Genomic DNA, 17,330 nt, shown 5'->3' with positions numbered 1-17,330 from the left:
TGTAAGAAAATTTAGAAGTAAACCATTAATGTTATAATATCATATAGATAGAAGACTTATATCATAAAAGTGCTATATGTGCCATTTCAGAATGAAAACATTCCCTTATCACCACGTTCGGTTGGTGAAATAGATTGCTGCATTTATAGTTAAAGAAGAATTCATTCCGTAATAATTTTTTCCATTTAATTTACATTACTTATTCTTTCCATTAAAGTAGCGATTGAAATACGCAGGTGGAGACATCGATTATTTTGGAAACAATCAGTGTGGTAACAAAATTCTTTTGGTTTAATTAAGATAAATATATTACGACCATTTTGCATGGATATCCCATGGAATTCGAATCGATAGACCCATCGCTCCGGGGCTATGTCTTTTGTTATACTTCCAAGTGAGGTTTCAAATACTTCATTTCGCACTTTAATATAAACCCACTCAGAGGAGCGCAAAGACATGAACTTTTTCAAAAAGCTGTTTGGCGGCAATGCAATGGGCAAATCAGAAGACGGTACCACCATTTATGGTTATGACGCTTCGGATGAGCAGCAGGTTACGCCTCCCGCCAATATTTTGTACATGGAAGATTTAAACGAACATTTCAATCGGGTCTTTCCAAACCGGGAAACCGGCGTGTTCCACGAACTGATTTCAGACATCGTACATATTGATGTGAATATTATGGAAGCTACACCTGATGAGCCATACCGGGTGCTGTACACCAATGGGATGAGCGATCTGCCGCTGACACTCCCACAGGAGATCCGTGAAGAGTATAAGCATCTGGAACGCGCGGAGCTGATGATGTTTTTGCCGGCGGACTGGCCACTTACGCAGGAGGATTTTGAAGCGGAGGAGAACTACTGGCCGATCCGGCTGATGAAGATGCTTGCCCGCTTCCCGCATATGTATCAGACATGGCTTGGTTACGGCCATACGATTCCCAACACGGAGGATTACGAGCCATATGCGGATAACACGGAGCTGTCCGGCGTGATCCTCTATGCTCTGCCGGAAGAGGTTAGCACCGTCCATACGAAAGATGACAATCAGGTTCAGGTTTATTTCCTGGTACCGCTGTACCGGGAGGAAATGGAGTTCAAGCTGGAGTCTGGCATGGACGAACTGATGGCCAAGCTGTCCGAGCTTCCAGAGGATTTCCTCGTTCTGAATCCGAATAGACACAACGCTTGTAAATAACTGCCCGGATTAACGGGCTTGAACCAGCTTGAAAAGGCTGAGCCTAAGTCAAGAATATGACTTTGGGCTCAGCCTTTTGATACTAGTTAGCTTTCTTTCACTGTTGACTGTAATATAGTTCGACCTTCCTAGTACCGCTCATTGATCTGCTCTCCTAACCATGCGCCTTGGCGGACAAGTCTGCGCTGCAGATCCGTGATGTCGATACTGCGCGTTTCCCGTGTGCCCTTCTCGGCCAGAATCGCCGCGGCCGTACCGGAGGCTTCGCCCATGGCAAAGCAATTCGGCATGACCCGGGTGGAGCCTTGGGCCGCTCTATCGGTTGATATCGCTCTACCGGCTACGATTACGTTCTGAATACCGGCCGGAAGCAAGGCGCGATAAGGGATGCCGTGCGACTCTCCCGGCGACAGACGCACCATCGTCATGCCGCTCGTAGGCTTTGCCATATGAATATCAATAAAGTAGGCATTGCGGGCAATGTCGTCCGGGAACGAACGGCACGCCAGAAAATCGTCGGCGGTGACGATATAATCGCCGATGATCCGGCGGGTTTCCCGAATGCCGATCTGTTCGCCCGTCAACGTCAGGAAAGCGTTTTCGAATCCGGGAATCGCTTCCCGCAGCCAACCGGTAATGTGTTCAACAAGTGCGCGGCCTTCGATCGCACCGCGAGTCAGATCATCCGTGTTTGAACCATCTATCCCGAATACATGCCCGAAATTGAAGCCTGCCGTATGATCGTTTAGCCAGGAAATACCGGCCCAATCTCTCGCGACGCGCAATCGCCCTTCGTGCTTCGCTTTGTTGATCGCATGTTTCAGATCGTGGCCGTGCGTCTCAGCACTTGAGAGAAATTTGTTCCGGTCCAGGTTATTCAGGACGAAGCACATCGTCCCCGGCTGCAGCTCTCCATCATCTCCGCCTTTGGCGAACTGCCCGCCCGCAAGATAGGTGAGATCCGCATCGCTCGTTGCATCAATATATATCTTCCCTTTCACCGCCTGGGTTCCGGTCTTGTTGTTAATGATCGCTGCTTCAATGATGCCGTCCTGTTGAAGAACTTGACCGACGAACGTATGATACAGCACTTTAACGCCAGCCTCCATCATCTTCTCGTCCAATATGCGCTTTAGAATTTCCGCATCAATCGGCACCCAATCCAGCCGGTCCTTCCATGCTTCCTGAAACCTCTCCTCCATCTTGCTCTTCATATCAAGCAGAATTTCCAGCCCAATCCCACGGATGATCGGCTTGACCTGATCGGTATACGGGCAAAATGCAGGAACCTGAGAGACCGTTGCCATGCCGCCCAGGTATCCTCTTTGCTCTATCAGCAATACGGATGCCCCGTTTCTTGCTGCTGCGAGCGCTGCTGCTACTCCTGACGGTCCTCCTCCGGCAACGACAACATCCACTTCCGTGTAGACAGGAATATCACGCTCGGGTATTTTAACGGTTAGTGCCATATCGGTCATTCTGACCACCTCCACCTGTTTTCTTCCATTGTAGTTTTAACTTACATCAACCGCGGTGAGACTGAACGCTCTTGTTTCTTTAATTCACTCGGGGCTACACCCCAATATTTACGAAACACTCTGGCAAAATAGCTGACATCACGATATCCGGCCGCTTCTGCTGCATCATACACCTTAACGCCGCTGTACAAGAGCTCTTTGGCATGCTCCATACTCCGCTTCAGGAGATATTCCGAAATGGATCTCCCTTCCTCCCGCTTAAAGAGCCGGCTAAGGTAAGAGGGATTGACATATAATCTTTCGGCCAGCGTGTGCAAAGTCAGTTCTTCTTTCCCCAGCATTTCCTCCACGGCCTCGATCATTTGTTTAACGAGCCGATGGCTTGAATGTTTTCGTTCGCGTTCCCGGTATTGGGTAATGCGGCTGGCCACTCTTTTGGACCATTCCACGATTTGCTCTTTGGAGAGCAGGGATTCAAAGGACAGAAACATCGAATAATCCCCTTGCAGCACCTCCTGCATCGACCAGCCCCGCGATTGAATCATACGTGTAAATAAGCTGCTCAAATACAGCAAATGCTCGTATACCTTTGGGGTTGAGACAGCCTGGGAGTATACGTCCTTGAAATAGCAGTCTATCAGCTCAGCAACCGCTGCCGCGTGATCCGTATGAACCGCAATCTCCAGCTGCTTTTCGAACTCAGCGTCATAATGAAACGGCTGCTCCTTGTTGGTTACGTCCAGGTAAGGAACGAACACCTCATTGCCGTAAATGGCCCGCTCCTGCAGTGCACGACGTGCCTGCCGGTAGGACAGCGTAACATGATCCCATGAGCCTGGGGTCCCGAGTCCGGCGCTGGCTGTAAGCTTCAAACACTCTTTAACAATGTTAAAGAGACGGGGAACGTCAACATTGATCCGCTGGATGATATCTGGAGCCGATTCTTCCGGTTTTCCCAAAAAAAGCAGCACGGTTGCTCCGTCCGCATCATTAAAGACCCGGCAGTCTTCATGCTGTAAACATTCAGCCGCTATGCATTCCAGCGAGAACTGCAGCAACGCCTGATCCGAAGACGTAAATCGTTCTCCTTGCTCGTGAATCGGATCGATTTCACATACGGCTACAGCAAACCAGGTATAGAGGGCAAGCTCCAGATTCAGCTCCTCCATATGCTTCTTGAGCTCCCAGTCCGCGTACCGGCCCTGTATCCAGTTTCTATAAAAATCATCCTGGAGCTGAGGCAGACGGTCATGCCATTTCCGCTCCAGCTCAATCATGCTGTGCTTTTCCAGCAGTTCCTCTCGAATCTCTTCCGCAGCCGCAAGAATAGCCTTCAAGATTTCATCGTCTCCGGCCGGCTTCAGCAAGTACTTCATGACGCCAAGCCCCACAGCAGCCTGCGCATACGGGAAATCGTCATGGCCGCTTAAAATCACGAATTTCATGTGCGTTTCCTGCTGCAGCACCGTTCTCGCCAAGGTCAACCCGTCCATCTCCGGCATCTCGATATCGAGCAGCACGATATCCGGCTTCCTGCGTTCGATCATGGATAGCGCTTCCAAGCCATTCTCGGCAAGTGCTACCACTTCAATGCCATGCTCATTCCACGGTATATTGTTGGCCAGACTATTCAAAATTCGAATTTCATCTTCAACAATCATGAGATTCATGTTCCGCTTCCCCCCTCTCCTCCCGGCAGCGGTCTGCCGGTAAATCGATGACCGCCGTCGTTCCGTTCCCTTCCTCACTGACGATCTTCAATTCCGCCGTCTCCCCATAGTAAATGGCGATTCGAGCCTGGACATTGAGCAGCGCAAAAAACTCGGAGTTCTTTTCAGGGGGGGCCGTGTAATCCCCGAACCTGATTCTTGCCAGGGCTTGTTGAATCCGCATAAGCCTTGGCCCCGGAATCCCTCTTCCATTATCGGTTACCTGGATGATCAGCCGGTCATTAGACACATCGGTGCGAATGCTTAGTACTCCGCCTTTTTTTCGTTTCTCCAATCCATGCAATATGGCATTCTCAACCAGCGGCTGAAGCAGCAGCTTCAGAATATGCAAATGATGGCTATCCCCGGAAGCGCAGTACTCCACCGTAAACCGGTCGGCAAAACGGATTTGCTGAATTCGAATATAGTAATGAAGGTGCTTGAACGTTTCCTCCACCGTAAACGTCTCCTGCCCTTTGCTCAAACTGAGCCTGAAGAAGTTCGACAAGTTCAACACCATCGTACTGATCTCTTCCGCTTCATAATTTTTGGCCGTCCAATAAATCGAATCCAGCGTGTTGTACAAAAAGTGGGGATTAATCTGAGCCTGCAGAAATTTGAGCTCCGTCTTGGTCATTCTGAGCTGTTGCTCATAGATGTCCTTAATCAGATGACGCTGCTGACTCGCCATTTCGTTGAAAGCATCCGTTAAATACCCCAACTCGTCCTGCCGTCCGTTCTCCAGCCTGATATTCAGATTGCCTTTACGCAGCTGCCGCATGCCGGACACCAGTCTTGATATCGGAGAAGCAATTCCGCTGTAGATAAACCAGGCAATCCAGACGGCAAGCACGACGCTGAGTGCAATAATGCAGTACGTAAAAATTTGCAGCGGCCTCGATTTATTGTAAATCTCACGCTCGGGCTGGATCAGCAGCAGCGACCATCCGCTTCGGGGAGAAGTTACCCGCAGAATCAAATTTTTCTCATCCGTTTCCGGGGTGTCCCGGACCAAAACGCTGCCTGGCTGGACGTCCCTCCATTCGAAAGACAACGTTTCTGCAGAAGCATTCGATACGATCAACCGCTCCCGGGCATCAAAAAGATAGACCTTGGAGCTGCTGTTCGCCAGCAAATGGGACAACGAGCGGAGCAGCTGATTTTTCGAAATCGACAGCATGAGGACATTTTCGCCTTTTTCGGCGCGATAGAAATCCATAAGTCTCATCATAATCAGCTGATTCCGGTTATAGATAGGATCCGGGTGTCCGGACAAATTCTCTTCATGGCGTTCTGACAAGTAGTATATGCTTGCGCCATTTGCCTTCAGAGCCTCATCGTACCATGGTTCAGGGTCTTGGGATTCACGGTGCAGCAGCCCGAGCTTGGTTGCGATCAGCGAGTTGGAGGGACGATGATAAATCATGGCGTCGCTTAAATATTCGTTGACCATGGTTATATTCGTAATCTCTTCCATGACACGCGTGAAGTCCATAATCGCCCCGGAGGTCAGGGTCTTCTCCTGATGAGACAGCAGGGTGGATAAATTGGTATCGGTTGCGATCAAGGTGGACAGATTATGGATGCTCTTTAAGGTCAGGTCAACAAACTCCAAAGCAGAGTTCATGGCACTGAGCGTGCGCTCGCCAAGCTCCTGCTCCAAAATCCGCTGAGACTTTACATTGGCAAACATGCTGAACGCCACCAGCGGCAGCAGGATGAGAAGAAAATAACAGGTTAGCCTAAACTGAATCGACTGCTTCAAGACGCTGCGGAATTGCGTCAGCCACTTCATACGATTCCCCCACGATACATGCTGCCTTCATTATAGCTTAGACCCCGTTATCATTCCTGTTCATTGCCCGTTGACTTCCTTCGTCATTTCTTCGCCGCCGTTTTTCTTCCAGTCTTCAACAAATTGATCAAAACTGTCTACCGGCTGCTGGCCTATGATGATTTTCGTGAAGGCTTCGACCTCCATTTTGGACAGCTTAGGTCCGTATTTACCCATTCCAGGCGTCGGTACGCCCAGATATTGATTACGGATGGCAACCTTGTTAATCTTGTCGACAATCTCATTCAGCTTAAACTCCATACCAAGCGAGTCCAGACGTTCTCTGGATACTTCAGAATTAAACGGTACAATCGCTTCGCCGAGCGTGAGCCGGTAAATATGCTTGTTGTGCTCATCAAAGTTCGTAACCACCTTTCCGTCCTCCATATTCCATACCTCGCCCTCAAATCCGAGCATGAGTGTGCGGTATCCGTCTCCGATCATGAAATCAAGCATCTTAATCACAGCCTCCGGATGTTTGCTCGTAACCGGAATCACATTAAATCCGGAAACATAGCTATTGCCCCAGGTTCCCTGCTTCCCGTCAGGTCCGGTTGGATATTCGAGGGTAATCCACTCTGCATTGGGATCATTTTTCTGGTTGGTCAGGATCGGGCCACGGGTATCATACCAGTTCCCGGAGAACAGGCCCACTTTGCCGCTGGCGACTTTCTCGTCAACATTAGCCATCTTATTTAAAGCCCACTCGGGATCAATCAGCTTTTCCTTATAGAGATCGGCAAGATAGCTTAGTGCTTCCTTCATTTCCGGCAGTGTGCTGGAATTCACCAATTGCCCGTCCCGTTCAGTCCATTGCCCCCGCTGGATTCCCCATGCCCCGATAAACGGAGCTACTCTGCCGAGGTTTTCCTGCAGGATCAGGCCAAACGTATCGTCTTTGCCGTTTCCGTCCGGATCATCCTGCGCAAAAGCGCGGATCACCTCTTTGTATTCTTCCAGCGTTGCCGGCGGTTTGAGCCCCAGACGGTCCAGCCAATCCTTGCGTGCAAACATGATTTCATTGCCCGGGATCGGGTTCAGGCCGGGAATCGCATAGATCTTTCCGTCCACGGTGACAACCTTCCAGGCTTCCTCCGGGATACTTTTCTTCAGATTCGGTCCATATTCGTCGATTAAATCATTCAGAGGGGTAAGGGCCTTCTGCCGGACATAGCTTTCGAACCAATTGGCATCATAGGACAGGAGCATATCCGGCAGATCATCGGAGGCCATAATCACGTTCAGGGCATCCCCGTAACCGTCCGCTGGAGGCGTGATCAGCTTGATGTCCAGGCCCGTGTTCTCGCGGATGTAATCAATATAAGGATTATTGTTCTCGTCCATGCCTGGCGGGAACTTCCGTCCGGCATTGCTTAATACGATATCAATGGCCTGGCGTTCTTCCTTCCCTTCGGCTCCTTCCTCCTTCGTGCCGGATGAACACGCAGACACCAGCAGCATGGAGGTCACCGCCAGGATGGATGCGGATCTTTTTACAAAGATTGAGACTTTCATATAACAATCCCCTCTCTTTTTTCATGTTACATGCCGTTCTAGCCTTTTACGGATCCAAGCATAATCCCTTTGACAAAATGCTTCTGCAGAAACGGATACACGATCAGGATCGGAACCGTGCTGGCAATCAGCGCCGCAGCCTTCAAGGACTCCAAGGCCAACAGGGTGCTGTCGATATTGGCGGAGTACCCGTTGTTATTGCTGATGTTCGATTGATTGAACATGATCAGCTCACGCAGATACACCTGCAACGGGAAAAGATTCCGGTCCGTCACATACAGGACGGTGTCAAAGAAGGCATTCCAATGTCCGACCGCATGGAACAGGGTAATCGTTGCAATGACCGGCATGGATAACGGAACGACGATCCGGATGAGCGTTCCAATATTGGAGGAGCCGTCAATCTTGGCTGATTCCTCCAATTCGGGCGGCACGCCTTGAAAGAAATTTTTCATAATAATAACATTGAACGCGCTAACCGCTCCAGGAATGATATAGACCCAGAAGGAATTCAGCAGCCCGGTCGCTTTCACGACCAGAAAGGTTGGAATCATGCCCCCGTTAAACAGCATCGTGAACACAATCAGGAACATGATGGCTGATCGTCCTTTAATATAAGCCTTGGACAGCGGATAGGCCAGCATACAAGTGATCACCACATTCAACAGCGTGCCGATGACCGTGCGCAGTAAACTGACCTTGAAGGCATTCAAAAAAGCCTGTTCGCGCAGTACCTTCACATACGCTTCGAAACTGAAATCCACCGGCCATAACGTCACCCTGCCGGAGGTTATCGCCTGATGACTGCTGAAAGACTGGGCCACGATATGCAGGAATGGGAGAAGCGCAAGCAGTGCAATGAAACCCAGGGCCAGGTAATTAAGCCTCGATGCCAGATGTTCCCCCCTAGTAAGTCTCATAGATTCACCCCCTCTACCATAAGCTGTCCTGGCCGAGCTTTCTGGCGGCTTTGTTGGCGAGGACGACCAATATCAGACTGATGACCGATTTGAACAACCCGACAGCGGTAGTAAAGCTGAATTGGCCCTGCGTGATTCCGGTCCGGTATACATAAGTCTCAATAACATCGGCCACATTGTATACCAGCGGATTGTAGAGCACAAAGATCTGTTCGAACCCGACATCCAGAACGCTCCCGAGGCGCAGTACGAACAGGATCACGATGGTTCCGAGCAACGATGGCAGGGTGACGTGGATCAGCTGCTTCCACTTGCCCGCGCCGTCTACGACTGCGGCCTCGTAGATCTGCGGATCGATCGATGCCAGCGCAGCCAGATAGATGATGGCCCCCCATCCCGCTTCTTTCCAGATATCGCTGACCACCAGCACCGTTCTGAACCATTCCTGACTGCCCAGGAAGAAGATCGGCTCCAAACCGAGCATCCCGAGAAACTGATTGACGATCCCCGTTGCCGGGGACAGCACATTGACCAGAATGCCTCCGATGATGACCCAGGACAGAAAATGCGGTAAATAGACAAGCGTCTGGACCCCCCGCTTATATAGCATGTGCCGGACTTCATTCAGCATCAAGGCCAGGATGATCGGACCGGGAAATCCCCAGATCAGCTTGTATAAACTGATCAGCAGCGTATTTTTGAATACCGTGTAAAACTCGCTGTCTGTAAACATATTTTTAAAATGCGCAAGTCCCACCCATTCGCTGCCGCGGATGCCGGCAAAGGCGCTAAAATCCTGAAAGGCAACGATGATGCCTCCCATGGGCACATATTTAAAAATGATAAAATACGCGAGTCCCGGCAGCATAATCAGGTATAAGTCCCAGTACTTTTTCAGGGCCTGAAACCGCCCCGGCTTTACCGTACGAAGGGGATAGTTCTCATGCTGCCGATCCGCCGCTTCCAAATCTGAATCCATAGGATACCTCCTTTACCCTTAGTCATAATCTCCTATCCGTGTGACATCCTCATTGTACCTGCCGTTCGGCATTTGCTTTAAGGCCATTTGCATGACCTTTTAGGTGAATTTCTTGACCACTTGACCGGGAACAACAATATTCCAAACCAAAACTCACCATCTGCGCTACTATACATACAGAAAAAAAGCTGGCTAATAAGCCAGCTTCTAGTCCATCCAGTATACTTAGTCTTTTTCTTGTTCTTTCAGGCCTCCCGCCTGGTATCTTTTTCCCAGGAACGGTAGTAATCAATTTTATCCCGCAGAATATCCAAAGTCTGATGAATCGTCTGAACCTGCTCGATTAATTTCCGCTCATGCTCTTCTAGAAGTTGTCTGCGCTGGGGAATGCCCTCATTGCCAAGCCGCATCATATCAGCGAACTGTTGCATAAGTGCGATCGGCATTCCTGTAGTCTTAAGTTTTGCGAGTAATACGATCCATTCAAAATCATGCTCCCGATATATCCGATGACCATTCCCGGCACGGGGTATGGGGTCCATCAGACCGATCCTTTCATAATAACGAAGGGTGTGAACGCTTAACCCCGTCATTTCAGCTGCCTGCTGGATGGTCAGTTCTTTACCGGTCATAACGAGTACGCTCCTTTCAACATCAGTTCAATTGATCAAGCTGTTCTGGGCTAATTTGCAGCTGAAGTGCCCCCAGATTTTCTTCTAATTGCGCTAGACCGCTTGCAGCAACAATGGGAAGAGCTCTCGGATGCTTGTGCAGCATCCAAGCCAGGACCAGCTGATTCGGTGTCGCTCCCAGCTCTCCGGCAACCTTCCTTAGCGTATGCAATCGGGTCATCTGATCCTCTCTCCGATATGCATCGGGTAGGACAGCTTCCTTTTTGTTGTATACGCCTCCAAGGAGGGGGGAATACGCCAAGAGCGTAAAATCATCGTGTTGACTGCAGTAAGCAAGTAAATCCTCATCCGTACTGACCTGCACTCCGAAATTCGCATCCGCTTTAGGCTGCAAATACGTATATCGCTGCTGGATGCAGCAATAGGATTGCCATCCTTTTGACTGACTGACCGCTTTGGCCTCAAGGAGCCTGGACAGCTGGTAATTGCTGCAGCCTATAGCCCTTACTTTACCCGATTTGACCAAGGAATCAAAGGTCTCCAAGGTTTCCTCAAGTTCAGTTTCGTTATCGTCTACATGAGCATAGTATAAATCTACATAATCTGTTCCAAGCCTCAGCAAACTTTCGTCAATTTCCTTCTCAATCGCTTGGCGGCCTAAGCCTTCCATTTTTTCGCTTTTCGGCACGACCGGTTTCGCTCCCACTTTGGTGGCCAAAATGATCTGATGTCTGTTTTTTCTTTCTTTCATCCATTCGCCAAGCAAAGCCTCGCTTTCTCCGCCAACACAGCCTTCGTTCCAGATCGCATAATTATTGGCTGTATCCAGAAAGTTTCCCCCTGCTTCAAAAAAATGATCAAGCAGCTGGAAAGAGGTTTTTTTGTCGGTTCGCGATCCAAAATTTAGACAGCCCAAAGAATAAGCACTTACCAGCATTCCTGTATTCCCCAACTTAAAATGCTTCACACGATATCCTCCCTTTAACAAATTGAATGAACTTCCACTTTTTTGCATCGTACGTGACCAGTATAAAAGTTTAAGTGCACTCTAAGTCAATACTACTAATCTAATATCCTTCTCTATTTTTAACAATGCAAAAACACCTCCAAAACTCCATATCTTACGACATGAGTGCTTCTCTTGAAGGTGTTTTTTAGTTGGAAGCCTTCTAGTCTCTCCTATCTCATTATTTACCTGTTTCAGCGAATAGCTTGATGCGCTCGCCCACTTGATCACGAACCCGCTGGAAGACTGCCCATTTTTCCTCATCTGTTCCTTGGGCCTTCGCCGGATCATCGAATCCCCAGTGCTCACGTTTCACCTGAGGCGGCGTAATAGGGCATTTGTCAGCTGCGTCTCCACACAATGTAATAACTAGATCGGAGCTATTGAGCAATTGCGGATCGATAATATCTGACGTTTGCGCTGAGATATCTATACCTACTTCGCTCATCGCCTGAACGGCTTTCGGATTCAAACCGTGAGCCTCAATACCGGCACTGTATACGTTCCATTCATTGTTCAAATATTTTTTGGCCCAGCCTTCCGCCATCTGGCTCCGGCAGGAGTTTCCTGTACACAAAAAGTAAATGGTTTTCTTATCCATGAGTCACAATCTCCTTAGAGTTAAAATAGGTTCAATGTTATATATAGTCCAAGCAGTGTGATGAACAGCGTAGGGATCGTCAAAATAATGCCTGTTTTGAAATACGTTGCCCAGGATATCTTCACTCCTTTGGCGGACAGCACATGCAGCCACAGCAAGGTCGCCAGTGAACCAATTGGTGTGATCTTCGGTCCTAAGTCAGAGCCGATAACATTCGCATAAATCAATGCTTCCTTAATCAGTCCCGAGGTATGCGTAGCATCAATGGCCAACGCATCAATCATAACCGTAGGCATGTTATTCATTACGGAGGAGATGATTGCAGCAATAAAGCCCATCCCCATCGTTGCGGCGAACAATCCCTGTTGGGCCACAGCTTGAAGGACTTCAGCTAATACATCAGTAAGGCCAGCATTTCTCAGACCATATACAACTACATACATGCCGATGGAAAAGAACACAATCGCCCAAGGTGCACCCTTCACCACTTCCATAGTCGGTACAACAGGACTTTTTCTTGCCATGATCAGGAAAAAGATTGCGATGATTCCGGCCACTACTGAAACCGGAATATTCAGGAACTCACTGACAAAGTATCCTACCAGCAGAACCGCAATTACAAACCAGGATAACTTAAACATCTGCTTGTCTTTAATAGCCTCTTCAGGTTTTTTTAGCTGGGAGCTATCAAAGTTTCTTGGAATACTTTTACGGAAAAAGAGATAGAGCACAAAGATGCTTGCCCCTAAAGAAAATAAGGTAGGCATTAACATCCGTCCGGCATAGTCCATAAAGGTAAGTCCAAAAAAGTCAGCCGATACGATATTCACCAGATTGCTTACAACCAGCGGCAAAGAAGTAGTATCTGCTACAAACCCGCTGGCAAGGATGAAAGGAAAAATCTTTTTCTCATCAAAATTCAGCGCTCGGACCATTGCCAGCACAATTGGGGTTAGAATAAGCGCTGCTCCGTCATTAGCAAAGAAAGCAGCTACTACAGCACCAAGAATGATAACATAGATAAACATCCGGGTTCCATTCCCGCTGGCAGCCTTGGCCATATGTAAAGCAGCCCATTCGAAGAATCCGATTCTATCGAGGATCAGCGAGATCAGAATGATTGCCACAAAGGCCAGCGTAGCATTCCATACGATCAGCGTAACATCCAGAACATCATTCAAGCTGACTACACCGGCAAGTAAAGCGAGTAACGCTCCACCGCAGGCAGACCATCCAATGGACAGGCTTTTAGGCTGCCAAATGACAAAAATAAGTGTGCCTGCAAAGATAAGACTTGCCAGCATTACCAAATGAATTCCCCCAATATATGTCTATCTCCCACGCATCAGAGCACTCCTTTCATAAAGTTAAGTTTCATTCCGAACATTATTATATAATTATATGCTTATATATACAACACAAAAAGTTATTCACAGCAAGCTGCATTAGACGGCTTATTTAAATACGATAAAAGGCTATTAGCTTCCGGGGTAAGATGTAAAATGGCCTTCACATGAGGCTTATCCTCTATATTCAAAGAATAATACACCCACTGCCCTCTCTTCTGTTCCTTAACCAGCCCACTGCTTTTTAATTTGCGTAGATGCTGACTGACGGCTGGCTGTGAGATGTCAAAAAGATCTACGAATTCACATACACACCACTCCCGCTCTTTTAAAAGTGTTAGAATCGTGAGACGGGTTTTATCTCCAAGAAGTTTTAAATCTTCCGCAAGTTCATTTAGTACATCCATTAAAAACTCCTCCTCCGTCAATATAAGACAATACTTATATTCTAAGACCTTGATGACCAATTATCAACTAAGTAAAAATAATATTTGCATTTTGCAATTAATCTCTGTATAACTAGTGCAAGAGGTGAAAACAATGGAAACTCCAAGAGAACTACTCCAAATCATGACCCGGCGTTTAGGACTACTTAATAAGGATTGCTGCAGCGTAGGGGGATGTAGTCTCTCCGCGACCCAAAGCCACCTGCTATATGAGATAGACCGCGGCCATAATCCTTCTATGCAACAAGTCGCCGAAACACTTGGCACTGATATTACAACCTTCAGCAGACAAGTCCAGTCTTTGGTGAAAATGAACCTGGTTAATAAGACGCCTGATCCCACGGATCGCAGAGTCTATATTCTTTCACTTACTCCCGAAGGAAAAATGGTGGCTACAACTATTGATCAACAAATGAATGAATACCTGAATGCAGCCTTCTCGCATATGAGTGAGTTTGAAGTAGAAACATTACTTCGATCCATTAAGCTTTTCAACGTAGCCATGGGAAAATCCAGCAATTGCTGCGCACCTGTGAAAGGGTGATTTCTCTTCCCTACTACTTGCAAATTACAAACATTTTTTTAGAAGAGGAGTGTTTATTTATGAGCAAACTCACTAATGATCAGATCCGGCAGAATGTACGGGGGCGCTATCAAAAAATCGCTGTAAAAAAGGTTGAAGCCCCCTCTTCCTGCTGCACACCTGCTGATAGCAGTTGCTGTGACTCCCCGGCTGATTTCGATGCCATATCCGCTAAGCTGGGTTATTCCAGTGGTGATCTCACAGCAGTTCCTGAGGGTGCAAATTTAGGCCTTGGTTGTGGGAATCCCCAGGCTATTGCCGAACTGCAGGCGGGTGAATATGTTCTGGATCTCGGAAGTGGCGGTGGATTTGATTGTTTCCTCGCTTGCCGGCAGGTAGGTGATGAAGGCCATGTTATAGGTGTGGATATGACACCTGAGATGATCAGCCGAGCAAGAGATAATGCCATTAAGGGTGAGTTCAGTAACACCGAATTCAGATTAGGTGAAATTGAGCATCTACCTCTCGCTGACAACTCCATTAATGTCATTATCTCCAACTGCGTGATTAACCTTTCACCAGACAAACAACAAGTATTCCGTGAGGCTTAGTAGAGCAAATGCTTCGAGCAAGTGGTTTTACTGAGATCAGTATTGAACCAAAAGACGAATCCAGAACTTTTATCAAAGACTGGGTTCCCGGTGCGAACATTGACCAATACATCGTTTCTGCTGTAATTAAAGCGACAAAGGAATCTTAGGGGGATGTTCATATGACCAATACATTAACTGTTCGTCAGGCCAAACCAACGGATATCAAAAGTGTCCTTCGTATCTACAATCAGGGAATCGAGGATCGAATCGCTACACTTGAAACCGAAATGAAGGATTTATCTTATATGGAGGCATGGTTTAATGATCACCAAGACCGTTTTAGTGTTTTGGTGGCTGAACGAGAAGGTGAAGTCATTGGCTGGGCCTCTCTGAACCCATATTCTCACCGCTGCGCGTATAACGGAGTCGCTGACCTTTCTGTATACATTGATCGAAGCTTTCGTGGGCAGGGTGTAGGCAGCTCCCTCCTGGAGTCCTTACACAAGGTAGCAAAGGAAAATAGCTTTTATAAAATGGTTCTCTTTACCTTTCCGTTTAATGAGAGTGGTCAAGGATTGTATCGGAAAATGGGCTACCGGGAGGTTGGTGTATTTGAGAAGCAGGGAATGCTGGACGAAGCATTTATTGATGTGATGATTATGGAGAAGCTTCTACTTAATTAATCCCTACAATCTCTGTATGTCTAATCGTTTAGCCTTCTGGCATAGCTCTTCCAGAACCCCGGTTCCTCTCTAACATCCTCTGAAGATAGCTGCCTTAGCAAGGGCTTCCTCTTTACATGAGTAATAATTGGAAAAGGTTCTCCGTGAATAGCCTGCCCGGTGAACCACATCCTCGATAATGTATCCATCCAGCCCCTTTTCCAATGCTAACTCAAAAGCCTTATCTGCTAAGATTTGCGCTGTCTGTTCCTTTTTGGTCTCACGTAGATTACGTTTCAACATCTAATTCAGATACCATTTTTGTATATTTTCGTCCATCATCCTTGCCTTGAATCGGGTTCCATACTTGGGCGAAAAACGGTTCACGTTTCGCACGTTCTTTGTAATTCCAGGTTTCGCGCTCACATTGCGGGCAGAAATGTCCTCCCTCCAGAACCAGTTTGGGGCTGGCATTAAAGGTATGGCCGAATGCACATTTGAAATCAAGCTTATCCGTCCAATTCCCCGTCTCCATCTCTGCAGACAAACATTCACCACCGCGGAAGGCTGCAGCCCCTTTCATATCTTCAATATTTAACTCTGAGGCAGGCTTATTCTCATCGTAACCATGGTCAAGCTTGATCACTTTATTCCAATCGGAGAATTTCTTCATCTCGGACAGCTTCTCCGGAATCGCCTCCCAGTTTGCCTTGCTTCCCCAATAAGCATCGATTTTCTCCAGATCGTTATCCTCTATAAAGCGTAGCGTTCCGCGTTCTTTCACAGCCTGCTTTTTCAGAGTACGTTTAATCATAGACCCCATGAATTTTTGCCCTCCCGGGAGCTTCGTGATGACTTTCGCTACGGGGACGAGTGCGCCAAGATTATCGAGGTAGCTCTGATAGAAGTATTCCATCGTATCCCGGCGGAAATGGAAATAATCCTCCAGCTTGTCGGAATCCAGATAGTATTGTCCATGGAAATTCCGGGTGGCATACCATTTCGGATCGATGACATGATCCAGATTGGTGATGCCAAGCTTGCCGTACAGCACCTGGTACATCTCAAGCGTGCTCACCCGGCAGCTTTCGCCTCCGCCAATGTTGTAAATATGCTGCCAGAATGCCTGATCAAGCTCTCCGTCAATATCCTGGATGCACAGGTTACGCATTAATCGTCCTGAATCCCGGTCCGACACATACTCAAGCACATTCTCCAGACAGTTATGGAACATAATCGGATCCTGAATCTTGCTCATCGCAGGGCCCATTATACCTGTCTGGCGGAGACTCACCCAATAGCTGAGTCCGGATTCAATCACCATACGCTCGGCAGCGATTTTAGATACAGCATAATAATCATACACACTTGGCTTGAGAGGATCTCCTACCCGCCCCCAATGGATCGGCGGCATGCGGTCACCTGTCTCAGCAATTGTACCGATATTTACAAAACGGGTTATTCCTGCACGGCCGCTTTTCTTTATGGCGTCAACAATATTCTTGGCTGAACCATAGTTAATCTGCATGGCCCGTTCGGGAAACTCATCAGCTGCAGGGGAAACAAAAGCAGCGATATGAAGAATAATGTCGGCATCCTTCACACATTCTTCCACCAGGCTGCGATCCAACAAATTTCCGTAGACTATTTTTACACCGTTCAGCCCTTCATAGGGCCGGAGCTTCTCACGGCTGTTAGGATTGTCTAAATCAAAGAGCAGCAGTTCGCATTTCCCCAAATCGTTGATTAGCAGCTTTAATGTCTCTCCACCCATATTGCCTGCTGCACCCGTAATCATGATCCGTTTTTTCTTCATTATTGTTCACCTGCATCATTAGTTTATTGACAAGTCATTCGTCTACCTTCATACTACAAACACGGTGTCT

The 17,330-nt window shown here is 47.8% G+C and carries 16 protein-coding genes and 1 pseudogene; 4 read left to right on the top strand and 13 right to left on the bottom strand.

The window, feature by feature from the left end; translation table 11 throughout:
* The first annotated feature begins 456 nt into the window (after positions 1 to 456).
* Positions 457 to 1,200 carry a suppressor of fused domain protein gene (locus MKY86_RS15320; RefSeq protein WP_076075112.1) on the top strand — a complete coding sequence of 248 codons (744 nt, stop codon included), beginning with the start codon at positions 457 to 459 and terminating at the stop codon, positions 1,198 to 1,200.
* A 128-nt stretch (positions 1,201 to 1,328) separates the two neighbouring features.
* Here the strand turns inward: MKY86_RS15320 and MKY86_RS15315 are convergent, their stop codons facing one another.
* The 11 genes from MKY86_RS15315 to MKY86_RS15265 all read right to left on the bottom strand — a co-directional run bounded on the left by MKY86_RS15315 (position 1,329) and on the right by MKY86_RS15265 (position 13,627).
* Positions 1,329 to 2,678 (bottom strand): FAD-dependent oxidoreductase, encoded by a 1,350-nt coding sequence (locus MKY86_RS15315; RefSeq protein WP_340827150.1) that lies wholly within the window; start codon positions 2,676 to 2,678, stop codon positions 1,329 to 1,331.
* Positions 2,679 to 2,719: 41 nt separating this feature from the next.
* Positions 2,720 to 4,348: a response regulator gene (locus tag MKY86_RS15310; RefSeq protein ID WP_076075115.1), complete on the bottom strand. Its 1,629-nt coding sequence runs from the start codon at positions 4,346 to 4,348 to the stop codon at positions 2,720 to 2,722.
* On the bottom strand, positions 4,329 to 6,182 hold the full coding sequence (locus MKY86_RS15305) for a sensor histidine kinase (protein ID WP_076075117.1): 1,854 nt from the start codon (positions 6,180 to 6,182) through the stop codon (positions 4,329 to 4,331). Before MKY86_RS15305 ends, MKY86_RS15310 begins: the two co-directional genes overlap by 20 nt.
* 60 nt (positions 6,183 to 6,242) lie before the next feature.
* Positions 6,243 to 7,736 carry an extracellular solute-binding protein gene (locus tag MKY86_RS15300; RefSeq protein WP_076075120.1) on the bottom strand — a complete coding sequence of 498 codons (1,494 nt, stop codon included), beginning with the start codon at positions 7,734 to 7,736 and terminating at the stop codon, positions 6,243 to 6,245.
* 38 nt (positions 7,737 to 7,774) lie between these two features.
* Positions 7,775 to 8,656, bottom strand: coding sequence for a carbohydrate ABC transporter permease (locus tag MKY86_RS15295; protein WP_076075122.1), 882 nt, complete (start codon positions 8,654 to 8,656; stop codon positions 7,775 to 7,777).
* 13 nt (positions 8,657 to 8,669) lie between these two features.
* Positions 8,670 to 9,635: an ABC transporter permease gene (locus MKY86_RS15290; protein ID WP_083684433.1), complete on the bottom strand. Its 966-nt coding sequence runs from the start codon at positions 9,633 to 9,635 to the stop codon at positions 8,670 to 8,672.
* Between the two features lie 245 nt (positions 9,636 to 9,880).
* The gene (locus MKY86_RS15285) at positions 9,881 to 10,267 is read right to left on the bottom strand and encodes a MerR family transcriptional regulator (protein ID WP_076075125.1); all 387 of its coding nucleotides are present in this window, start codon (positions 10,265 to 10,267) and stop codon (positions 9,881 to 9,883) included.
* 22 nt (positions 10,268 to 10,289) lie between these two features.
* Positions 10,290 to 11,234 carry an aldo/keto reductase gene (locus MKY86_RS15280; protein WP_076075127.1) on the bottom strand — a complete coding sequence of 315 codons (945 nt, stop codon included), beginning with the start codon at positions 11,232 to 11,234 and terminating at the stop codon, positions 10,290 to 10,292.
* A gap of 220 nt (positions 11,235 to 11,454) precedes the next feature.
* Entirely contained in the window at positions 11,455 to 11,874 is a 420-nt protein-coding gene (gene arsC / locus MKY86_RS15275) for an arsenate reductase (thioredoxin) (protein WP_076075129.1), read from the bottom strand.
* 20 nt (positions 11,875 to 11,894) lie between these two features.
* Entirely contained in the window at positions 11,895 to 13,178 is a 1,284-nt protein-coding gene (locus MKY86_RS15270; protein ID WP_076075729.1) for an arsenic transporter, read from the bottom strand.
* A 122-nt stretch (positions 13,179 to 13,300) separates the two neighbouring features.
* Positions 13,301 to 13,627, bottom strand: coding sequence for an ArsR/SmtB family transcription factor (locus MKY86_RS15265; protein WP_076075131.1), 327 nt, complete (start codon positions 13,625 to 13,627; stop codon positions 13,301 to 13,303).
* A 133-nt stretch (positions 13,628 to 13,760) separates the two neighbouring features.
* On the opposite strand from MKY86_RS15265, the gene MKY86_RS15260 reads away from it, so the two are divergent.
* From MKY86_RS15260 to MKY86_RS15250, 3 genes and pseudogenes are all read left to right on the top strand, one after another.
* Entirely contained in the window at positions 13,761 to 14,210 is a 450-nt protein-coding gene (locus MKY86_RS15260) for a MarR family winged helix-turn-helix transcriptional regulator (protein WP_076075134.1), read from the top strand.
* A 59-nt stretch (positions 14,211 to 14,269) separates the two neighbouring features.
* Positions 14,270 to 14,949: pseudogene (locus tag MKY86_RS15255) on the top strand (methyltransferase domain-containing protein).
* Between the two features lie 12 nt (positions 14,950 to 14,961).
* On the top strand, positions 14,962 to 15,465 hold the full coding sequence (locus MKY86_RS15250; protein ID WP_076075136.1) for an arsinothricin resistance N-acetyltransferase ArsN1 family A: 504 nt from the start codon (positions 14,962 to 14,964) through the stop codon (positions 15,463 to 15,465).
* Between the two features lie 69 nt (positions 15,466 to 15,534).
* On the opposite strand, the gene MKY86_RS15245 is transcribed toward MKY86_RS15250, so the two are convergent.
* Both MKY86_RS15245 and MKY86_RS15240 read right to left on the bottom strand, forming a co-directional pair.
* Positions 15,535 to 15,747: a TetR family transcriptional regulator gene (locus MKY86_RS15245; protein WP_076075139.1), complete on the bottom strand. Its 213-nt coding sequence runs from the start codon at positions 15,745 to 15,747 to the stop codon at positions 15,535 to 15,537.
* Complete coding sequence (locus MKY86_RS15240) at positions 15,734 to 17,260, bottom strand: NAD-dependent epimerase/dehydratase family protein (RefSeq protein WP_076075142.1); 1,527 nt, start codon at positions 17,258 to 17,260, stop codon at positions 15,734 to 15,736. The genes MKY86_RS15245 and MKY86_RS15240 overlap by 14 nt, the downstream gene beginning before the upstream one ends.
* Positions 17,261 to 17,330: the final 70 nt, after the last annotated feature.

Origin of the sequence: Paenibacillus sp. FSL R7-0333 (genome assembly GCF_038000365.1) — a bacterium.
GTDB lineage: Bacteria > Bacillota > Bacilli > Paenibacillales > Paenibacillaceae > Paenibacillus_AQ > Paenibacillus_AQ silagei.
This window is presented reverse-complemented; position numbering and strand designations above follow the sequence as displayed.

What these genes read in the sequence shown, in the direction of transcription:
- MKY86_RS15320 (WP_076075112.1), top strand. Translation starts at nt 457, where the DNA reads ATGAACTTTTTCAAAAAGCTGTTTGGCGGCAATGCAATGGGCAAATCA.
- MKY86_RS15315 (WP_340827150.1), bottom strand. Translation starts at nt 2,678, where the DNA reads ATGACCGATATGGCACTAACCGTTAAAATACCCGAGCGTGATATTCCT.
- MKY86_RS15310 (WP_076075115.1), bottom strand. Translation starts at nt 4,348, where the DNA reads ATGAATCTCATGATTGTTGAAGATGAAATTCGAATTTTGAATAGTCTG.
- MKY86_RS15305 (WP_076075117.1), bottom strand. Translation starts at nt 6,182, where the DNA reads ATGAAGTGGCTGACGCAATTCCGCAGCGTCTTGAAGCAGTCGATTCAG.
- MKY86_RS15300 (WP_076075120.1), bottom strand. Translation starts at nt 7,736, where the DNA reads ATGAAAGTCTCAATCTTTGTAAAAAGATCCGCATCCATCCTGGCGGTG.
- MKY86_RS15295 (WP_076075122.1), bottom strand. Translation starts at nt 8,656, where the DNA reads ATGAGACTTACTAGGGGGGAACATCTGGCATCGAGGCTTAATTACCTG.
- MKY86_RS15290 (WP_083684433.1), bottom strand. Translation starts at nt 9,635, where the DNA reads ATGGATTCAGATTTGGAAGCGGCGGATCGGCAGCATGAGAACTATCCC.
- MKY86_RS15285 (WP_076075125.1), bottom strand. Translation starts at nt 10,267, where the DNA reads ATGACCGGTAAAGAACTGACCATCCAGCAGGCAGCTGAAATGACGGGG.
- arsC (WP_076075129.1), bottom strand. Translation starts at nt 11,874, where the DNA reads ATGGATAAGAAAACCATTTACTTTTTGTGTACAGGAAACTCCTGCCGG.
- MKY86_RS15270 (WP_076075729.1), bottom strand. Translation starts at nt 13,178, where the DNA reads ATGCTGGCAAGTCTTATCTTTGCAGGCACACTTATTTTTGTCATTTGG.
- MKY86_RS15265 (WP_076075131.1), bottom strand. Translation starts at nt 13,627, where the DNA reads ATGGATGTACTAAATGAACTTGCGGAAGATTTAAAACTTCTTGGAGAT.
- MKY86_RS15260 (WP_076075134.1), top strand. Translation starts at nt 13,761, where the DNA reads ATGGAAACTCCAAGAGAACTACTCCAAATCATGACCCGGCGTTTAGGA.
- MKY86_RS15250 (WP_076075136.1), top strand. Translation starts at nt 14,962, where the DNA reads ATGACCAATACATTAACTGTTCGTCAGGCCAAACCAACGGATATCAAA.
- MKY86_RS15245 (WP_076075139.1), bottom strand. Translation starts at nt 15,747, where the DNA reads ATGTTGAAACGTAATCTACGTGAGACCAAAAAGGAACAGACAGCGCAA.
- MKY86_RS15240 (WP_076075142.1), bottom strand. Translation starts at nt 17,260, where the DNA reads ATGAAGAAAAAACGGATCATGATTACGGGTGCAGCAGGCAATATGGGT.